At 39.3% G+C, this 17,145-nt stretch carries 22 protein-coding genes and 1 tRNA gene; 11 read left to right on the top strand and 12 right to left on the bottom strand.

The genetic code is table 11. From position 1 onward, the window contains the following. Positions 1-106: 106 nt before the first annotated feature. The gene (locus CH377_RS03790) at positions 107-1,900 is read left to right on the top strand and encodes a monovalent cation:proton antiporter-2 (CPA2) family protein (protein ID WP_100722462.1); all 1,794 of its coding nucleotides are present in this window, start codon (positions 107-109) and stop codon (positions 1,898-1,900) included. 6 nt (positions 1,901-1,906) lie between these two features. Here the strand turns inward: CH377_RS03790 and CH377_RS03785 are convergent, their stop codons facing one another. Further along, positions 1,907-2,527, bottom strand: a complete 621-nt coding sequence (locus tag CH377_RS03785) for a DUF6935 domain-containing protein (RefSeq protein ID WP_100722461.1) — start codon at positions 2,525-2,527, stop codon at positions 1,907-1,909. 131 nt (positions 2,528-2,658) lie between these two features. Here CH377_RS03785 and CH377_RS19840 point away from each other — a divergent pair, with 131 nt between their 5' ends. Continuing rightward, on the top strand, positions 2,659-2,928 hold the full coding sequence (locus CH377_RS19840; RefSeq protein WP_243401948.1) for a ZIP family metal transporter: 270 nt from the start codon (positions 2,659-2,661) through the stop codon (positions 2,926-2,928). 71 nt (positions 2,929-2,999) lie between these two features. Here CH377_RS19840 and CH377_RS03775 read toward each other — a convergent pair. Next, positions 3,000-3,071 (bottom strand) — tRNA-Gly (locus tag CH377_RS03775). A 64-nt stretch (positions 3,072-3,135) separates the two neighbouring features. Between CH377_RS03775 and CH377_RS03770 the strand changes: the two genes are divergently transcribed. Then, positions 3,136-4,668, top strand: coding sequence for a carboxypeptidase M32 (locus tag CH377_RS03770; protein WP_165780456.1), 1,533 nt, complete (start codon positions 3,136-3,138; stop codon positions 4,666-4,668). Continuing rightward, positions 4,665-5,003: a hypothetical protein gene (locus CH377_RS19640; RefSeq protein ID WP_165780447.1), complete on the top strand. Its 339-nt coding sequence runs from the start codon at positions 4,665-4,667 to the stop codon at positions 5,001-5,003. Before CH377_RS03770 ends, CH377_RS19640 begins: the two co-directional genes overlap by 4 nt. 21 nt (positions 5,004-5,024) lie before the next feature. Here the strand turns inward: CH377_RS19640 and CH377_RS03765 are convergent, their stop codons facing one another. The 4 genes from CH377_RS03765 to CH377_RS03750 are packed head-to-tail and all read right to left on the bottom strand — an operon-like array spanning position 5,025 to position 7,042. Next, entirely contained in the window at positions 5,025-5,351 is a 327-nt protein-coding gene (locus CH377_RS03765; protein WP_100722460.1) for a YnfA family protein, read from the bottom strand. Beyond that, complete coding sequence (locus CH377_RS03760; protein WP_100722459.1) at positions 5,351-5,812, bottom strand: DUF1801 domain-containing protein; 462 nt, start codon at positions 5,810-5,812, stop codon at positions 5,351-5,353. Before CH377_RS03760 ends, CH377_RS03765 begins: the two co-directional genes overlap by 1 nt. 8 nt (positions 5,813-5,820) lie before the next feature. Next, the gene (locus CH377_RS03755) at positions 5,821-6,630 is read right to left on the bottom strand and encodes a hypothetical protein (protein WP_100722458.1); all 810 of its coding nucleotides are present in this window, start codon (positions 6,628-6,630) and stop codon (positions 5,821-5,823) included. Continuing rightward, complete coding sequence (locus CH377_RS03750; protein ID WP_100722457.1) at positions 6,617-7,042, bottom strand: ABA4-like family protein; 426 nt, start codon at positions 7,040-7,042, stop codon at positions 6,617-6,619. Before CH377_RS03750 ends, CH377_RS03755 begins: the two co-directional genes overlap by 14 nt. A 121-nt stretch (positions 7,043-7,163) precedes the next feature. Here CH377_RS03750 and CH377_RS03745 point away from each other — a divergent pair, with 121 nt between their 5' ends. Continuing rightward, the gene (locus CH377_RS03745) at positions 7,164-7,814 is read left to right on the top strand and encodes a TetR/AcrR family transcriptional regulator (RefSeq protein ID WP_100722456.1); all 651 of its coding nucleotides are present in this window, start codon (positions 7,164-7,166) and stop codon (positions 7,812-7,814) included. Between the two features lie 5 nt (positions 7,815-7,819). Here CH377_RS03745 and CH377_RS03740 read toward each other — a convergent pair whose 3' ends face one another. Further along, positions 7,820-8,635 (bottom strand): PhzF family phenazine biosynthesis protein, encoded by an 816-nt coding sequence (locus tag CH377_RS03740; protein ID WP_100722455.1) that lies wholly within the window; start codon positions 8,633-8,635, stop codon positions 7,820-7,822. A 166-nt stretch (positions 8,636-8,801) separates the two neighbouring features. Between CH377_RS03740 and CH377_RS03735 the strand changes: the two genes are divergently transcribed. Then, positions 8,802-9,449: an NADPH-dependent F420 reductase gene (locus CH377_RS03735; protein WP_100722454.1), complete on the top strand. Its 648-nt coding sequence runs from the start codon at positions 8,802-8,804 to the stop codon at positions 9,447-9,449. A gap of 5 nt (positions 9,450-9,454) precedes the next feature. Here CH377_RS03735 and CH377_RS03730 read toward each other — a convergent pair whose 3' ends face one another. From CH377_RS03730 to CH377_RS03720, 3 genes are read right to left on the bottom strand one after another with little or no spacing between them, the layout of a single operon-like run. Then, positions 9,455-9,844, bottom strand: coding sequence for a DUF423 domain-containing protein (locus CH377_RS03730; RefSeq protein ID WP_100722453.1), 390 nt, complete (start codon positions 9,842-9,844; stop codon positions 9,455-9,457). Beyond that, entirely contained in the window at positions 9,825-10,415 is a 591-nt protein-coding gene (locus tag CH377_RS03725) for a hypothetical protein (protein WP_100722452.1), read from the bottom strand. The genes CH377_RS03730 and CH377_RS03725 overlap by 20 nt, the downstream gene beginning before the upstream one ends. Further along, entirely contained in the window at positions 10,412-10,738 is a 327-nt protein-coding gene (locus CH377_RS03720; RefSeq protein ID WP_165780455.1) for a TRL-like family protein, read from the bottom strand. The genes CH377_RS03725 and CH377_RS03720 overlap by 4 nt, the downstream gene beginning before the upstream one ends. Positions 10,739-10,883: 145 nt before the next feature. On the opposite strand from CH377_RS03720, the gene rocD reads away from it, so the two are divergent. The 4 genes from rocD to CH377_RS03700 all read left to right on the top strand — a co-directional run bounded on the left by rocD (position 10,884) and on the right by CH377_RS03700 (position 14,596). Continuing rightward, positions 10,884-12,119: an ornithine--oxo-acid transaminase gene (rocD, locus tag CH377_RS03715; RefSeq protein ID WP_100722451.1), complete on the top strand. Its 1,236-nt coding sequence runs from the start codon at positions 10,884-10,886 to the stop codon at positions 12,117-12,119. 26 nt (positions 12,120-12,145) lie between these two features. Further along, complete coding sequence (locus CH377_RS03710; RefSeq protein WP_100722450.1) at positions 12,146-12,475, top strand: hypothetical protein; 330 nt, start codon at positions 12,146-12,148, stop codon at positions 12,473-12,475. A 142-nt stretch (positions 12,476-12,617) separates the two neighbouring features. Then, the gene (locus tag CH377_RS03705) at positions 12,618-14,396 is read left to right on the top strand and encodes a cation:proton antiporter (RefSeq protein ID WP_100722449.1); all 1,779 of its coding nucleotides are present in this window, start codon (positions 12,618-12,620) and stop codon (positions 14,394-14,396) included. A gap of 8 nt (positions 14,397-14,404) precedes the next feature. Then, positions 14,405-14,596, top strand: a complete 192-nt coding sequence (locus CH377_RS03700; RefSeq protein WP_100722448.1) for a DUF1289 domain-containing protein — start codon at positions 14,405-14,407, stop codon at positions 14,594-14,596. A gap of 1 nt (position 14,597) precedes the next feature. Here the strand turns inward: CH377_RS03700 and CH377_RS03695 are convergent, their stop codons facing one another. Further along, on the bottom strand, positions 14,598-15,722 hold the full coding sequence (locus CH377_RS03695; RefSeq protein WP_100722447.1) for a glycosyltransferase family 4 protein: 1,125 nt from the start codon (positions 15,720-15,722) through the stop codon (positions 14,598-14,600). 140 nt (positions 15,723-15,862) lie between these two features. Between CH377_RS03695 and folE the strand changes: the two genes are divergently transcribed. Beyond that, positions 15,863-16,414: a GTP cyclohydrolase I FolE gene (gene folE / locus CH377_RS03690; RefSeq protein ID WP_008591026.1), complete on the top strand. Its 552-nt coding sequence runs from the start codon at positions 15,863-15,865 to the stop codon at positions 16,412-16,414. On the opposite strand, the gene CH377_RS03685 is transcribed toward folE, so the two are convergent. Continuing rightward, positions 16,371-17,114 carry a lysophospholipid acyltransferase family protein gene (locus CH377_RS03685; RefSeq protein WP_100722446.1) on the bottom strand — a complete coding sequence of 248 codons (744 nt, stop codon included), beginning with the start codon at positions 17,112-17,114 and terminating at the stop codon, positions 16,371-16,373. The two genes, folE and CH377_RS03685, sit on opposite strands and share 44 nt — an antisense overlap. Between the last annotated feature and the right edge of the window lie 31 nt (positions 17,115-17,145).

Here is a 17,145-nt window from a genome sequence, read left to right as displayed (position 1 = left end):
GCGTTTTCCAGTTTGAGAAGAAGAATCATACTTAGGAAAAGTGGTTTTATTACCTATCCGTAAAATGTCTAATGAAAATTAATTCAAATCACAAGGAAGAGCATTGATGGAAGAGAAAAGTCTACTCGTTACTGCCATTATTCTACTAAGCACAGCCGTTCTATGTGTTCCTGTTTTCAAAAAGTTAGGAATAGGATCTATTATAGGTTATGTCGTGGGGGGAATTCTGATCGGCCCTCATGGAGTCCGACTTGTGACCGGTGGGACCGAGATCATGCATTTTGCAGAATTCGGGGTAGTTCTTCTTCTTTTTTTGATCGGGTTAGAACTCAGACCACAAACTCTTTGGGTGCTTCGAAAACCCGTTTTTGGAATGGGATTTTTCCAGGTAGCAGTTTCCTCACTTTTATTAGGCGGATTAATCGGTTATCTATTCCAATTGGGTCTTATTCCTTCGATCATATTAGGGATTAGTTTATCACTTTCTTCTACAGCGTTTGCTCTTCAATCCTTGGCAGAAAAAAATCAGCTCAATACTTCATACGGAAGATCCGCATTTGCGATCCTTCTCTTTCAGGATTTAGCAGTGATCCCTGTAATGGCAATTCTCCCTTTAGCAGCTTTAGAACCGGGACAAACCGCCCATAGTGGATTAAATTTTTATAAATTAGGAACTGCGGTTGCAGCTATTCTTTTAGTGATCCTAAGCGGACGCTTTTTGATGAGACCTCTTTTCAGAATGATCGCCGCCACTGGAAATCACGAAATTTTCGTAGCTCTCTCTTTGGTGTTAGTGCTTGGAGTTTCTTTTGCAATGGAGAAGGTAGGGCTTTCCATGGCGCTCGGTTCTTTTTTAGGAGGAGTGTTACTTGCTGATTCGGAATACAGACATGAGCTAGAGGCAAACTTAGAACCTTTTAAAGGATTATTATTAGGGCTATTCTTTCTTGCGGTTGGAATGTCCATGAATTTGGAAATCCTGATCAATCATCCATTTTTGATTTTCGGTCTTGCATTCGGACTAATGTCTGTAAAAGGGATTGTTCTTTTTGTTTTAGGAAAGATCGCAAAACTTACTTCTGATTCTTCTTCCAATCTTGCCGTAAGCATTTCCCAGGGCGGAGAATTTGCATTCGTGATCCTGAACGTAGCAGCTCAACTCAGTATTCTTTCTAAAGAAACGACCGACTATTCCATCGTAATCGTTACCGCTTCTATGATACTCACTCCTTTTGTAGGGATTATTAAAGAAAAAGTAATAGATCCTTACGTACACGAAGAAGAAGAAAGACCAGCTGATCCGATTTATGAAAAGAACCGTGTGATCATTGCAGGTTTCGGAAGGGTTGGGCAAATCATTTCCAGGATGTTGTATCTACATAAAATTAGATTCACCGCATTAGAGCATAATGCAGACCAAGTAAATGCCGCCAGAAAATTCGGCCATAAGATATATTACGGAGATGCAAGTAGACTAGATCTATTGACCGCGGCAGGAGCGGCCCAAGCGGAAATACTTGTACTTGCCATCCAAGATGCAGAATTATCCGTAAAGATCGCGAAGATCGCTAAAGAAAATTTTCCAAACTTGAGGATCGTTGCAAGAGCCAGAAATAGATCCCATTATTTCGATCTGATGGAACTGGGCATTGAAACAATACGAAGAGATACTTTTGCTTCTTCCTTAGAACTTGCAGAAGAAACTTTAAAAGATCTGGGATTTTTACCTTCGGAAGTAAAATACTTTATCCAAAAGTTCAGGGATTATGATGAGAAAATGGTCACAGATCAATTCAAACTCAGACATAATGAAAAAGAACTGATTGCTTATTCCAAAAATGCAGTTCGTCAATTGGAAGAAGCTTTCGCTGCGGATATGTTACAAAAAGAAGCTTCTTAAGGACGATCAAAGATCGTCCGCGGGATTAGAAGTTGCAGGCTTTTTAATACCCACTAATAAACTGGAAAACTCGGAAGCTTTCCAGACACCTTTAGCGTTTCTTTTTACGGTCACTGGCCTTGGAGTATCAGCGCCGGAAGAAGGCAGAAATAATTTTTTCTGCCCGGACTCTTCTGTTCCACTGAATCGATTAGAAGTTAGAGTAAAGTTATAGGGAGGGTTAGAAGGTTTATACCCGTTTTGGAAAGAAGAGCCTGGAAGATAAGAACCTATTAAATAAGGATGCTGCTCTAACTGCCTTTTCACTAAATCGATCGTGTTGCGATTGATATTAAAACCTTTGTATCCATTAGGAGAAGTATCCGATATAAGAGAGTTAGCGTCCAAGCAGATAATTAGCGCCTTCTTACCTTCTTCCGCATTTTTGGAATAGATAGAAAGTGCTGCTAAAAGAACGATAACCGCTCCTTGAGGAGTACTAGCGTTAGCATCCCTAAAAGATTCAAAAGAAGAAAAGTCGGCAGGCCAAGTGTTTGCAGCTACAGTATAAGTATCGTTTTGAGCGGACAAAGTCGCAGCAAACAATAAAATCAAAAGAATAGAAACGTATTTCGGAATTCGATCCATAATTCTCCACCAATATAAAGAATGAGGCAGATTTAAACAGGAAGTAAAAACAAGTCCAGAAAAAACTTTCTGACAAAATAGGATTTAGAAATTCTATTGCGGATTCCTTTGGGAAAATCCAAACCTGGTCCATGTCTTCTAATATCATATTATCAGGATTTTTAGCAAGTTTAGTCGCAGGACTCTGCACGGGTCTTGGAGCAGCAGGTGTTTTTGCGATCAGACAACTTTCTACAAAATTAGAAGACGGGCTTTTGAATTTTGCAGCAGGTGCAATGTTGTTTATCATAGTAGGCGAGATCATTCCGGAAACTCATAAGAGAGGATTTCACGACTTCTCCGCTTTAACGCTAATCTTTGGGTTTGTGTTTATGATGTATTTAGATACGATTTTTGGCTGAGATTGAAAACGCTCGAGTCCTTCGAATAAAGAAGAACATGAAAATTTAGTTTTGAGTTAAGGGGAAATTTTTGCGGGCAGAGGGACTCGAACCCTCACTAGAAGCTTGGAAGGCTACGGTGCTAGCCATTACACCATGCCCGCGATAGACAAAAGTCAGTTTTTGGTTGGTGGACGAGATGTCAATCGAAAAGAATGTTTTTTAAGTATGTGGGAATCTGAGCTTCAAAATTGGGAAAATATCCTTCCGGCATTCAAAGCCTATCGGGATGAATTCCGTAATATTTACCATCTTAGAAACATTGGAAGTGTATTGCATTGGGACATGGAAATCGGTATCCCAAGCGACGGTTTAAGTGAAAGAGGCGATCAACTTAGTTTTCTTTCCGGGCTTGCACATAAATCTTTTATCGGTGATTCGTTTCGTAGTTTAGCGGAGAAAGCTAGAGAAGAAAACTATCGCTCTGATGCTCCGGGTAAATCTCTTAGAGAAAGAGAGTTATATTTATTGTTCAAAGATCTGGATCGTTCTTCTTGTTTGCCAATCTCTTGGGTGGAAGAATTTTCCAAAGTCACAAGCCAGGCTCATTCTATTTGGGTAGATGCAAGAAAGAAGAATGATGCTTCTTCTTTTCTTCCTATCTTACAAAAGATAGTAGATCTTGTTTTTCAGAAGGCTGACTATTTCGGTTATTCCACAGAAGTATATGACGCTCTTTTAGATGAATATGAACCGGAAGCAAAAGCAGCCGATTTAGAAAGTTTATTTGCTGATCTTAGAAAATCTTTAGTGCCTTTGATTGCAAAAGCGAAGGATGCAAGTTTTCCTTTTCAGGGCAATTTTCCGATCGATTCTCAGATTCCTTTTAATACAAGTCTTCCTGTTCTTTTAGGTTTGCCTGAGTCTGGATTTCGTTTAGATTCAAGTGCTCATCCATTCTCAACCTCTTTAGGTTCTTTCGATAAAAGGATCACCACACGTTATGAAGAATCGGATCCTCTTTCTTCCGTTTATTCCGTTCTACATGAGACCGGTCATGCATTGTATGAGGCAGGCATTTCTTTGATTGTTGGAGGTCCTTCTCCTTTAAAAGATTCTGTTTCTTTAGGTGTTCACGAATCCCAGAGTCGTCTTTGGGAAAACCAAGTGGGAAGATCGAAAGAATTTTGGGAAGGGATCTATCCTTTATTTCTGGAGAACTTAGGCATTTCAGAATCTTCTCTTCCTTTTTCTAAACTTTATTCTTTTGTGAATAAATCCAAACCCTCTTTGATACGAGTGGAAGCGGACCAGGTCACTTATAATCTACATGTGATCGGAAGGTTTCAGATCGAAAGAGCGATTTTTAAAAAGGAACTCGCATTAAAGGACCTTTCAGGAGCTTGGAAAGAGGTAATGAAGTCCTTGCTAGGTGTGGATGTTCCAGATGATTCTAAAGGATTTTTACAGGATGTTCATTGGAGCGGTGGAGCATTTGGCTATTTCCCTACATACTCTTTGGGAAATATTTATGCGGCCCAACTCTATTCTGCCTTCCTCCAACAAAATCCTAAGTTCAAGGATGAATTGAAAAACAGAGAAACTTCTTCTCTCCTTGATTGGCTTAGAAAACATGTTCACAGTAAGGGTAGAAGTTTGGAAGCAAAGGAACTGATCCAACAAGCAACCGGAGAAGAACCAAATTCCAAATACTTAGTGGAATATCTGGATTCTAAAATCAAAGAACAGGAGTCAGCATGAGCGGAGAAGATAAAGAAGAATTAACTCTAAAGTCCTTCGAAGAATTGTCCTTCTTTGATAATCTTGCATTGTTTTATTTATGCAATGAAACTCCACCTCAAACCTTGGCGCTTGCATTCTTGGTGGGAGATAAAAAAGTTTGCGGCTCCATGTTAGGAGTAATGGATGCAAAACGTAGAGCTTTCGTTCACGAATTGATGTCCAAACAAAATGATGTTCCAGACGAACAGAAACATGCAGCTGCTCAAGGTTTACTCATCATTGCGGACGGATTGATCCAAAGGAATCTGATCCGCAAACAAGGAAAATTTTATTTCGGAACTGAAAGAGGTTAGTATTTTCACTTTAAAGATCTATTATCGGGGCGTATAATAGATCACTGCTACACCGAACAACGCGATCAATGATCCTATAATATCATATCTGTCCGGCTGGAATCCATCCATCTTCCAAGCCCATAGCAAAGACATTACGATAAAAAATCCACCATAGGTTGCATATACTCTTCCAAAGGAAGAAGTTTGTAAAGCGGCGACTACTCCATACAAGGCCAAGATCAATCCGCCAGTAATCAAATAGATTACTGATTTGGATTCCTTATACCAAAGCCAGACAAGGTATCCACCGCCTATCTCGCAAAGTCCTGCAAAGATAAAGATCATTATAGATTTAAAATATTCCATTATGGTTTCCTTTTCTTAGAAGGGAGCTTTTTAATAAAGCCCATACTTTCTATGATCATTTCTTTTTCTTTTTTACCTTTCGGCAATCCCAAGCTTTGCTCCAAAAACTCTCTGATGATATTTATATCTACTTCTTTGTTAGAAGAATATTCCAAATAACGGATCTGTTTTGTATCTCCTAACAAAATTTTATCCGGATCTTTGAGCAAAACTCCCCATTCAAAGATTAAACGTACGTTTTCTGAAAAGGGAAAGATACCACATACATAACCTGAGTTTTTATCTCTGAAGCCTATTGCCTTCCAAACTGGATAACCTCTTTCTTCAAAATCAGGAAATTCTTTTTTGATCTTTTTCCTGAGAGAGTCTATGATTTCTAAAACTTTTTTCGTATGCGGTTTTAGTATTTCTGAAATGATCTCAGAGTTATCTTTAGTTTGTTTGGATTTTTTAGAAACCATAGAATATCTTAGATCAAAGGACGACCAAACATCGCATTTACGAAAACTGCTCCTACCAAGATCGCATACCCTATAGAAACAATTTTAACACTCAAAGTATTCCAACTTTGTTTGATCGCTAAGAAGGCAAACAAAGGAAGAACTTGCAAAGCATGTATCCCGACAAAATGTGCAATACGAATATCTCCGCCATTCTTGCTCCAATTCACAAGAGGTAATCCAGGACCTCCGTCAGGAACACCTACAGCATGAGCAAGCCTTTGGGATATGATAAACCCAATGATAGAAGCAATCGCTAATATCCAAAGAGAAAATCTAATCGAGATTAAGATCCTAGGATCAAATTTTGAACTTAGAAGTTTAAATTTTCGATCCATTAAGATTGGCACTACCATCATGGGAAAAATAAAGAAACCCATAATCCCATAGACTATTGAATCAAAAATAGTAGAATTATTAAAGTGGGATTGCACACCTCTACCCGCTTGCAAAGTAATCAGTATCAATTCTGCCGAGAGAGCGATCACGAAATACTTCTCCATTCTATCTCTAAAAACAGGAAAATCATTGAGCTTGTCTAAAAACCAAGCCATGGTCCAAAGAAAGATCCCGATCGAAACCGCGAACTTGATCGGCTTGATCCAGGTATTGATTCCCATAACAGTTCTTGGATCTAGTTGGGAAAGAAGAAGGTAGACTGGTATTAAAAGTAAAGACACCAACCCAGTATAAAAACTTAAACTTCTATTCTTTCTTAAAGTATAGAAAAAACCCTCCGATCGAGAATGGTTCGGGTATATAACGTTAGATGCTTGCATAGCTTCCTCCTTTTTTCCAACGAACGATTTGAAATAATAAATAGCCGATTGGTCCGAACATTAAAGTAAAGAACAGACAAGGGATGAGTATCCATCTGGAAATTCCTAAAACTTCTGCTTCTTTCGTTTCCCAAATTCCAACAAATAAATCGAATGCAAGATAATGAACCCAACCCGCTAACAAGACCCAAGGATTAGAAAAAAGTTTGGTCACACCTTCCAAGGACCCGAAATCGAATCCTCCTCTTGCATGTAATACAAGTATCAATAAATATAATCCCGAAAGGACCAAGGGCCAAACCCCGTTCCTTACCAATAATTTGGTTACTCGGGCATTTGGCAGACCCGCAAGTAATAACCAGCCTATAATCGCAAAATTGCTGGCTAGTTTGAATGTTAGTTCTGGAGTCATAAAACCTCTTAATTTCCCGATTTGATCTGTGATTTACTTGAAAAATCCACTAGTGATCCGAGAATGTTACTATTGGTAACACTAAATGTTACCAACGTCAACATTTTTTGGGAAATTTTTTATGCCTGCAAAGAAAAAAATGAAAAAGCCGGAAGGTTCTTATCACCATGGGAATCTGGCAGAAACCCTAAAAACACTGGCCTTAAAACGTTTGGAAATAAGTAAAGATTCAGCGTTCACGATTAGAGAGATCGCAAGAGAAGCAGGAGTTAGCCATGCTGCTGCATATAGACATTTCCCTTCTCATAGAGACCTTCTTGCTCAAATTTCGAAAGATGGATTTATAAAAATAACGGAAGAATTTACAAAGGCGGAAAATGCTTCTTCTCCTTCTGATCCATTCGATCGATTAAGAAGGTTAGGAATTGCTTATATTTCATTTTGTTTGGAAAATGTTGGTTACTACAGAGCAATGTGGCATATAGATCTTGGACCCGTGGGTGACTTGGAAGATCTGACGGAAGCTGGTAAGAATTCTTTCTTAAAACTTTGGGAAACAGTCCTGATCTGCGAGTCTCAAAAAGTCAATAAGTTCGAAGCAAGGGAAATGGCAACTGCAGCCTGGTCCTTGGTTCATGGATATTCAGTTCTTCTTAACGAATGCCAACTGAATAATCAACTATTACAAATTAATAAGAACAACGCCTTGCAGGAAGCTGAGAAGATTTTACAAATTTTGGATTCAGGTCTGAAGAATAAATCTTATAAGTAAAACTTCTACTCTAAATAAAAAGTGCCTGTCAGATATAGTTTGCAGTTTCCTCCTATGCGAACTCTTTCTCCTCTATTCTCGCAAATTAGATGTCCACCTCTTGCAGAAGCTTGGTAAGCATTTAGTTTCTTTTTCCCGAATTTTTCCGACCAAAAAGGGATCAATGTACAATGAGAAGAACCGGTTACCGGATCTTCTGGAACTCCTTTGGCTGGAGCAAAAAATCTGGAAACAAAATCATAAGACTTCCCGCTGTCTGCCGGAGCAGTCACAATCGCCGCAAAAAATGGAAGATTTTTCAAGGCTTCATGATTCGGGATTAAATTTTTAATATCTGATTCTTTTTCAAAAACGAATAGAATGTCTCGAGCTTTTAAGATCTCTTTTGCTTTTATATTAAAGCAAGAAGCTACATCATCCGGAGAATATTCGGTCTTTACAGGGGGTCTCGCAGGAAAATCCAAATAGTATTTTCCATTCTCCCGAAACACTTCCAAGATCCCGCTCTTAGTATGGAATTTTAAAGAAGTAACATCCGATTTATTTTCCAACACTTCGTAAATTGCAAAAGCGGTTGCTAAAGTTGCATGACCACAAAGATCCACTTCTACACCAGGAGTAAACCATCTCAGATCATATTCTCCCTTTTCTTTTCTTGAGCGAAAGAATGCAGTCTCAGATAGATTATTCTCCGCTGCTAACTCAATGAGTTTCGAGTCCGGCAGCCATTCTCCTTCCCAGGGAACAACTGCAGCAGGATTTCCCTTGAATAAGGAATCGGTGAAAGCATCTATTTGGAAAATCGTGTATTCTAACTTCATACGTTGATTATCATTACCTAATTTTAGTAAGGAATACAGTTACAGTTTTATTTCTTTTTTCCAATACAGAAAAAGAATAGAAAGAACAATACATTAGATCCTTTGTCTAAAAACAGTTAAACCGATCCAGTTTGACAATTTTGAAATTATACCCTTGGAGAAATAAATGAAAATCGGAGTTTTAGGGACCGGAATGGTTGGAGAAACCATTGGCAGTAAACTAATCGAAAAAGGACACGAGGTAAAAATGGGATCTCGTTCCGCCACAAATGAAAAGGCAGCCCAATGGGTTTCTAGGTCCGGAAACAAAGCTTCTCAAGGAACTTTCAAGGACGCAGCCTCTTTCGGAGACATTCTATTCAATTGTACAAAAGGTGAGGTCAGTGTAGAAGTTTTAAAATCCGCTGGAGAAGAAACCCTTAAAGGAAAAGTTTTAGTAGATCTCGCAAACGCACTCGATTTTTCCAAAGGAAGACCGCCCGGTTTAATTTTCGGCACGAATGATTCCTTAGGAGAAACCATCCAAAAATCTTTTCCAGATCTGAAAGTGGTTAAGACTCTTAACACAATGAATTGTACTATTATGGTAAACGCTTCCGGAGTTCCGGGAGAACATGATGTATTCATTTGTGGAAATGATCCGGATGCAAAGAAAAAAGTTTCGGACCTTTTAGCTAAGGATTTCGGTTGGAAGAATATCATCGACCTAGGAGATATCACTGGAGCTAGAGCAACCGAAATGATACTTCCACTTTGGCTAAGATTGTACGGAACTTTTGGTAATACGGATTTTAATTTCCATATTACCAGATAGAAAACTTATTCTTTATCAGAAAAAGCGGAGTAAGCGATCGATACCCAACCGGTTAAAAATGCTAATCCTCCAAAAGGAGTGATTGCGCCTAAAACTCTGATCCCAGTTAAAGAAAGTGCGTATAATGAACCCGAGAAGATTAAGATCCCAGTGAAGATTAGCCAAAAACCGATCCTTCTAAACTTGGATTCTGAAAGTTTTCCGCTCAATGATAGTACGAGTAAAACTACTGCATGGATAAGATGATATCTTGCTCCAGTTTCATAAATGATAAGTAAATCAGGAGCTAATACTGATTTTAATCCGTGAGCTCCGAATGCTCCGAGAGCCACTGCTAAAAAACCTAAAATAGCGGATAAGAATAATGGAATAGAGTTAGAATTTTTGGATGCCATAACTTTGAAACCTCAGACATTTTCTTCTGAATAATCCGAAGATATAGGCGGTGTACTCCACGTCCAGCCTACTATCGAATAAAGCTTCAATAGAATTCAACTTCATCTGCTCACCTAAGTCTTCGTAAAAACTTTTGTTACCGAAAGTAAAATGGATCGGAATGAATGCATCGTTAGACCCTCGTTTAATGGGAAGAAACAAACGTACACCGAATTGACAACCCTTACTTTCTCCTTGGAATTTTACGATCCTATACTCAGACCAATCCCAACCATCTAAAGAAGCATGAAACATATCCTTATGAGGAAAAGAAGTTGTGGTTCGGATATAACCGTCAAAACCTCCCGTCCTCAACTTAGTGGATGATTCTCCATAATGGATAGAAGGGTCCCTGAAATTTGCACCATTCAGATGAACATCATTGTCAGGTGGAATTCCGATCCCGGTTGGATAAGGTTCCGGATTCCTACGGACTAGGGCCCTACCACTTGCTCCCATCTGGATACAACCAACTAACTCAGCTAAGATCAGAATTAGAAAAAGGATCCGTTTGTAAGGAATGAATTTCATTCTTTTTTCAGAAGTCTTTGAGGAAGTTTCACTCCGATCCCGGTAACACGGGTGCATTTTTCAAAATAGAGAGCGAATATAAAGGATTTATAACTATAGTCCGTTTGAACATCGAATAGAAGGTCCGCTTTATCCTTAATCGCATTTTGGACAGCTGCCTCGTAACTTTCATCTCCCGTATAAACTATCCAAAGCCAGCTAGTTCCGCAAGACACACCTTCTAATTTGCCTACCGGTTCCATTCCTCTTACATCAGAATAACTTTGAGAGTAGTACCAACCTGGAGATTTAATATTCGTATAAAGACAGTTCGTAAGGAACATAATCGCAAAAACGATCGGTATAGAAGCGGGTATTTTCGGAAAAGAGAATTGCATGCGATAAATTTCAACAAGTTGAAACACAAAAGTCAAGGTAAAATACCGAAATCTCCTTGTGTGACTCTTGAACCGGTTAGAATCAAGTACGATGCACACGCAAACTTCCCAATTTTACTTCGATACCGAAAAAGAGTACGGAGCATTTAATTATGAACCTCTTCCCGTGGTGCTGGAGAGAGGGAAAGGTGTATTTCTTTGGGATACTGATGGGAAAAAATATTTCGATTTTTTATCTGCTTACAGCGCAGTTAACCAAGGCCATTGCCATCCTAAAATTATTGAAACATTAAAGGCCCAATCCGAAAAACTAACTCTTACTTCGAGAGCATTCTATAATGATCAACTAGGTCCTATGGAAAAATTTTTATGTGATACATTCGGATTCGATAGAATGGTCCCAATGAACACCGGAGTAGAAGCGGCGGAAACTTCCGTTAAGCTAGCAAGAAGATGGGGTTACCAAGTTAAAAAAATCCCGGCAGACAAAGCTAAGATCGTTTTTGCCTCCGGAAATTTTTGGGGAAGAAGTATAGGTGCAATCTCCGCATCCACTGATCCCACTAGTAGAGGAGATTTTGGACCTTTTGTTCCCGGATTTTCTATTATTCCATTTAACGATACGGATGCCTTAAAAAAAGAATTAGAAGATCCTAATGTTGCAGCCTTTATGGTGGAGCCCATCCAGGGAGAAGCAGGAGTAATCGTCCCAAGAGAAGGTTACCTCAAAGAAGTACGTAAACTTTGCTCAGAGTTTAACGTACTTCTGATCTTGGACGAGGTGCAAACTGGCCTTGGAAGAACTGGAAAACTTTTGGCTGCGGACCATGAGAATGTAAAGCCGGATTTGCTCGTGCTTGGCAAAGCTTTGTCCGGAGGAACTCTTCCTGTTTCCGCAGTATTGGGTTCCGATGAGATCATCCTTACCTTAAAACCGGGGACTCACGGCTCTACATTCGGCGGAAATCCCTTAGCGGCTGCAGTGGCCAAAACCGCAATCCAAGTCTTATTAGAAGAAAATCTTTCAGAGAACTCAGAGTTAAGAGGAACAGAATTCCGCTCTTCTCTGCAAGCTTTGAAATCTGAATACCCTGATAAAGTAAAAGAGATCCGAGGGAAAGGATTGTTAAACGCAGTTGAATTTTTCCCGGATGAGGCAGGACCAAGAGCTAAAAAGATCTGCTATAAACTTTTAGAGTCCGGAATCCTAGCAAAACAAACTCATGATCATACAATCAGATTTGCTCCTCCTCTTTGTATTTCCAAAACTGAATTGGAAGAGGCGACTTCTCTCATTCTTCAGACAATCCGTAAAACCCTTGACTAATCTTTTGAATTCATTTTTCTAAAAGAATGTCAGCTGAAGACAAAAAGTATATCCGAGTTTGGCAAAAACTAAGCGTAAGCGAGGTTTCTGCTCAATTGATGATCATAGATGATCTGTACGGAACTTGCGGAAAATGTAAACATCTGGGACTGAATTATACTAAGGACAAGTCTTGCCCTGAATGCGGGACCAAGTTCAAATATCTGGCAACGAACTTAAAATCTCCAGCAGACATCGCCAAAGTTCTGGCTAGAATAGAAAAAGAGAATTTAGATTTTGTGTTGATCGATAGAGAAGATTACACCTTGTCCAAAGCAAAAGACGCTGTTAAGGATCTATTCAAATCCAACGACTGAAATCTCTCCTTGGAGCATTGCTCCCTCCTTCTCTGGATACGAAAATTCGTATTAAAAAGTGAATGGACTATATTCATTTAATAATTTCTTTTTGTAATATCCTTCCAACAAAACTAATCTAAGGGGAATTCATACCGAAAAGATGGAACATCATTCACTTACTCTATTAGTTGATATCGCCCTTAGTATTATTTTCGCGACCTTCTTCGCAATCATCGCAAAAGCATTCAAACAACCGCTGGTCTTAGGTTATGTAATAGCTGGATTGATCATTGGCCCATTATTCGGACCTTATGTGGGCGGAAAGCTGACCATTGGTTATGTTAAAAGTGAAGAAAGTATAGAACTGATCTCCGAGATCGGTTTGATCCTTTTATTGTTCATCATCGGTTTAGAGATCGATCTAAAAGAATTAGCCAGAATGGGTCGTTCCATGTTCGCTCTGGGAGTTCTACAATTCTTCTTGGGTGTTGCGGCAGCCTGGTTTGCTTTCCGTACATTCTTCCCTCCTACTCCCGGAAATTTTGATCTTCTATACTTTGCGATCGCACTCTCTCTCAGTTCCACAATGATCGTGGTTAAACTTCTGCACGATAAGTTTGAGATCAGTACTGTTGCCGGGCGACTTACTATAGGTGTTTTAGTCTTACAAGATATTTGGGCCATTCTATTTATGGGAATCCAACCGGACTTGCAAGATCCCCAGATCCTGAACGTGCTCGGATCCTTGGTCAAAGGTATCGCTCTTGTTGCGGTAGCTTTCCTAGTCAGTCGTTTTATTCTATCCAGAATTTTCTTGTTCGCAGCTTCCAAACCCGAATTGGTTTTGATCACTTCGATTGCATGGTGTTTCTTCTTATGCGGTGTTGCAGAAAAACTCCAACTTTCTAAAGAGATGGGAGCATTGATCGCGGGAGTGAGTATCGCAGCCTTCCCTTATGGTGCAGATGTGATCAGCAAACTTTCCGGGATCAGAGACTTCTTCATTACATTATTTTTCGTAGCTCTTGGAATGAAAATCCAAGCTCCGAGTGCAAGCGATTTAGGCCTGGCATTCTTAGCCGTCGGATTTGTTTTAGTCAGCAGAGTTGTAATCATTGCTCCTACTGTTTTCTTCTCAGGCAAAGGTTTAAGAGCGGGTATTGTTGCAGGACTAAACCTGGCGCAAATTTCAGAATTCTCTTTGGTAATCTTAGCACTTGGAGTGCAAAAGGAGCATATTGGAAAAGATCTACAGGCGATCGTTCTTACTTCAATGATCATCGCTTCTATCATATCCACTTATGTGATCTTGTTTAATGATAAGATCGCCAGAGGAATTATTTCTTTCTTATCTCTATTTGGAGTAAAGGAAAACAAAGAACCATTAGAGTCCCAAGTAACCGGAGAGACCAAAAGAGATATCGTGGTATTAGGATATTTCAGGATCGCGCAGGGACTAATCGACGGGATAGAAGAAGATAAACCTTCTTGGCTCAAAAGAATGTTGGTAGTGGATTTTAATCCGATCTATAGACAAACCCTGGAATCTAAGGGTATCCGTTGGGCATACGGAGATCTAGCAAATCCGGAGAGCCTTCATCATTTAGGAATAGAAGAAGCGAGATATATCGTCTGCACAGTTTCTGATATGATCTTAAAAGGAACTACCAACCGCAGATTACTTGAATCCTTAAAAAGTATCTGCAGACATCACCAACCAAAAATCATCCTAACTACGGATGATCCTAAAGAAGCGGAAGTTCTCAGAAATAACGGAGCGGCCCACGTAATCGTTCCAGGTAAAATTTCAGGACTTTCTCTATTTACTGAATTATCAGGAATGGTAGATGTTAACGGAAACACCTCAATTGCTAAATCTGCAAAAGCAAAACCTAAAAAAACTACGTCGAATAAGAAGAAGGTCAAAAAGACCAAGTAGTTCCTAGGATGATTGTTCGTTCTCCATGTATCAAGATCTGCAATATGGATTATGAGACCGGTCTCTGCGAAGGTTGTTATCGCACATTAGAAGAGATCGGTAGATGGACCATGTATACGGAAGATGAAAGAAAATCGATCCGACTCAAAATAGAAGAAAGAAAAGTTTCCCTCGGAAAACCTTCTTTCAAAAATTCCTAAATCAGCTCTTCACCAACTGTAAATATTCTTCTACGATCTCGGTTGCAGATTTTTTCCAATCAAACCTTTTAGAATTTTTTAAACCTTTTTTGGTTTTAGAACTTAGAAGTTTGGGAGAATCTAATAATTTAACTAAGTCAGTTTCAAAAGAGTGAGAATCTGTTGGATCAAAGAAGAATGCAGTGTCTTCTAAAATTTCAGGAAGAACACTTGAGTTAGAAGAATATACTGGGCAACCGCAAGACTGAGCTTCGACAGGAGGAAATCCAAATCCCTCGTATAAAGAAGGATAAACAAGTAACCCTGCCCCAGAATATAAAGTCGCCAATTCTTGTTCAGACAAATAAGGAACCAATTTAATTCTATCTTCCCAACCTTTTGCATCTTCAGCTAGATAATCGGGAAGTTTTCCGCCTGAACCAGCGATCACCCAATCAACTTTGATCCTTTGTTCGGACCAAAGTTTTTTGAGAGATTTAAGTACGAATCCTAAATTTTTATGCTCTTTTCCAATCCCAACGCTGAGCAAGTATCCAGGTTTCAATCCGTACTGTTTCAGGAACTTCTTCTTTTCTGAATCGCTTTTAGGAGAAAATGTTTTTGAGTCCAAGCCATTATAGACGGTTCTCATCTGAGATGGAGAAAATGAAAAAACTTCAGTAATATCTTTTGCGGTAAAATCCGAAACTGTAATGATCTTTTTGGCCTTCTTCCTAATGAGTAAAAACACGATCTTCATATAAGATTGTTTCAAAAAAGAAGAATGGAACTGTTTCATTCTGAATGGAATAATATCGTGAATAGTAACAACACAACGATCTAGGAATTTTAAAGGTGCGTTAAAATGTGGGATATCCAATAGATCTAACTCTTTCATCTCAGAAATTCCGAACCATTCTTTGATAGAATAAATCCCAGCATTATATTCTATAATTTCGTAAGAGGATAAAACCTTTGGGGAAAGATTCTTTTTTAGAATATCAGGATTTCCAAGAAGAATTATCTGGATCCCTTTTTTAGAGGCGATATCGCCTAACCAATTCAAAAGCCCTTTGATCCTGGAACCAATCCCTGAATGGGCAATCATCCTTGCATCGAATCCGATTTTGATCCTTCTGGCCATCATTGAAAATTAAACCATCGTATAAGATGAACTAGGAATGGCAAGCCAATCGCTTTTCCCCTTGAAAAGAGAAGTAAATTACCAAGACTTGTCCAGACGAGTCTAACTACATACATTTTCGAAGCGAAGAACGGAGAGACACCTTGGAAAACGAAGTAACGAGTATATTAAAAGCAATCGGAGAAGATCCGAATAGAGAAGGACTTTTAAACACTCCTAAAAGGGTCCGGAAAGCTTATGAATTCCTGACTTCCGGTTATAAAGCAGATATTGATACGATTGTAAACGGAGCGATCTTCGAAGAGGACAGCCAAGGAATGGTCCTTGTCAGAGACATCGAAATGTATTCTCTTTGCGAACATCATCTTCTTCCTTTTTTTGGAAAGGCTCACGTAGGTTATATTCCTAATAAAAAGATTATAGGGATTTCTAAAATTCCACGTATCGTAGACGTATTTGCTAGAAGGTTACAGGTTCAAGAAAGAATGACTGAACAAATAGCATACGCCCTTATGGAAGTTTTGGATCCCTTAGGCGTTGCGGTAGTCATCAAAGCAAAACATCTTTGTATGATGATGAGAGGAGTAGAAAAACAAAACTCCGAACTTTTCACTTCTTGTATGCTCGGAGAATTTAAAACGAATATGGTAACTAGGAGCGAGTTTCTGGATTTAATTCGGACTGGTTCGACTTGATCCCAGCTGCCCTTCTAAGTTCTTCTGCTTTTTGCTCTGCTCGATTTTTATTTTCGAGCATTGCTTTCTCTACTTTTAATCTTTCTCTTTCGAATCCAGCCTCATCTAGATCTCTTGGGATCATGATTGGCTCTCCGTAAGAGATTACAAAAGTTGTAAAAGGTTTTGGGATCCTATGTTTGTCCCAAGACTTCTCCGCAATCCATTGTTTTGTACATTCATAATGAAAAGGTAAGATAGGAACCTGAGAGACTTGGGCAGCTGCAATTACTCCAGGTTGAACGATCCAAGCTGGACCTCTAGGCCCGTCGGGAGTAAATGCTGCAGGAAGATTTTTTCTCAAATGAACGATCATAGCTTTAAGAGCTTTGGATCCACCTTTGGAAGAACTCCCACGAATACTTCCGTTACCGAACCTATGCACCACTCCGGTGATAAAATCTCCATCCTTAGATTCGGAGATCAAAACTGCTAATTTACGATTCTTATTCAAGTATGGTGAGTAAAGAACGTTCGTATGCCAAACGCAGAGAATAAACGGCTTCTTCAAAGGATAAAGAGAGTTAAAATGCTCCTTTCCTAATTCTACCTTTCTTGAGGTGAGCCCGATGATCCTTTGTAAAAAAACTACAATCGTAGGCACCAGCCAAACTAAGAACCTACGCTTAAAACTTTCCCGAGTGTCCAATTTTTCTGACATTGAGGTGAGCCTGCTGAAATACGGTCGGGGG

The sequence above is a fragment of the Leptospira haakeii genome (assembly GCF_002812045.1).
Taxonomy (GTDB): domain Bacteria; phylum Spirochaetota; class Leptospiria; order Leptospirales; family Leptospiraceae; genus Leptospira_B; species Leptospira_B haakeii.
Note: the sequence above shows the minus strand (reverse complement) of the source record. Positions and strands in the feature narration are given on the sequence as shown.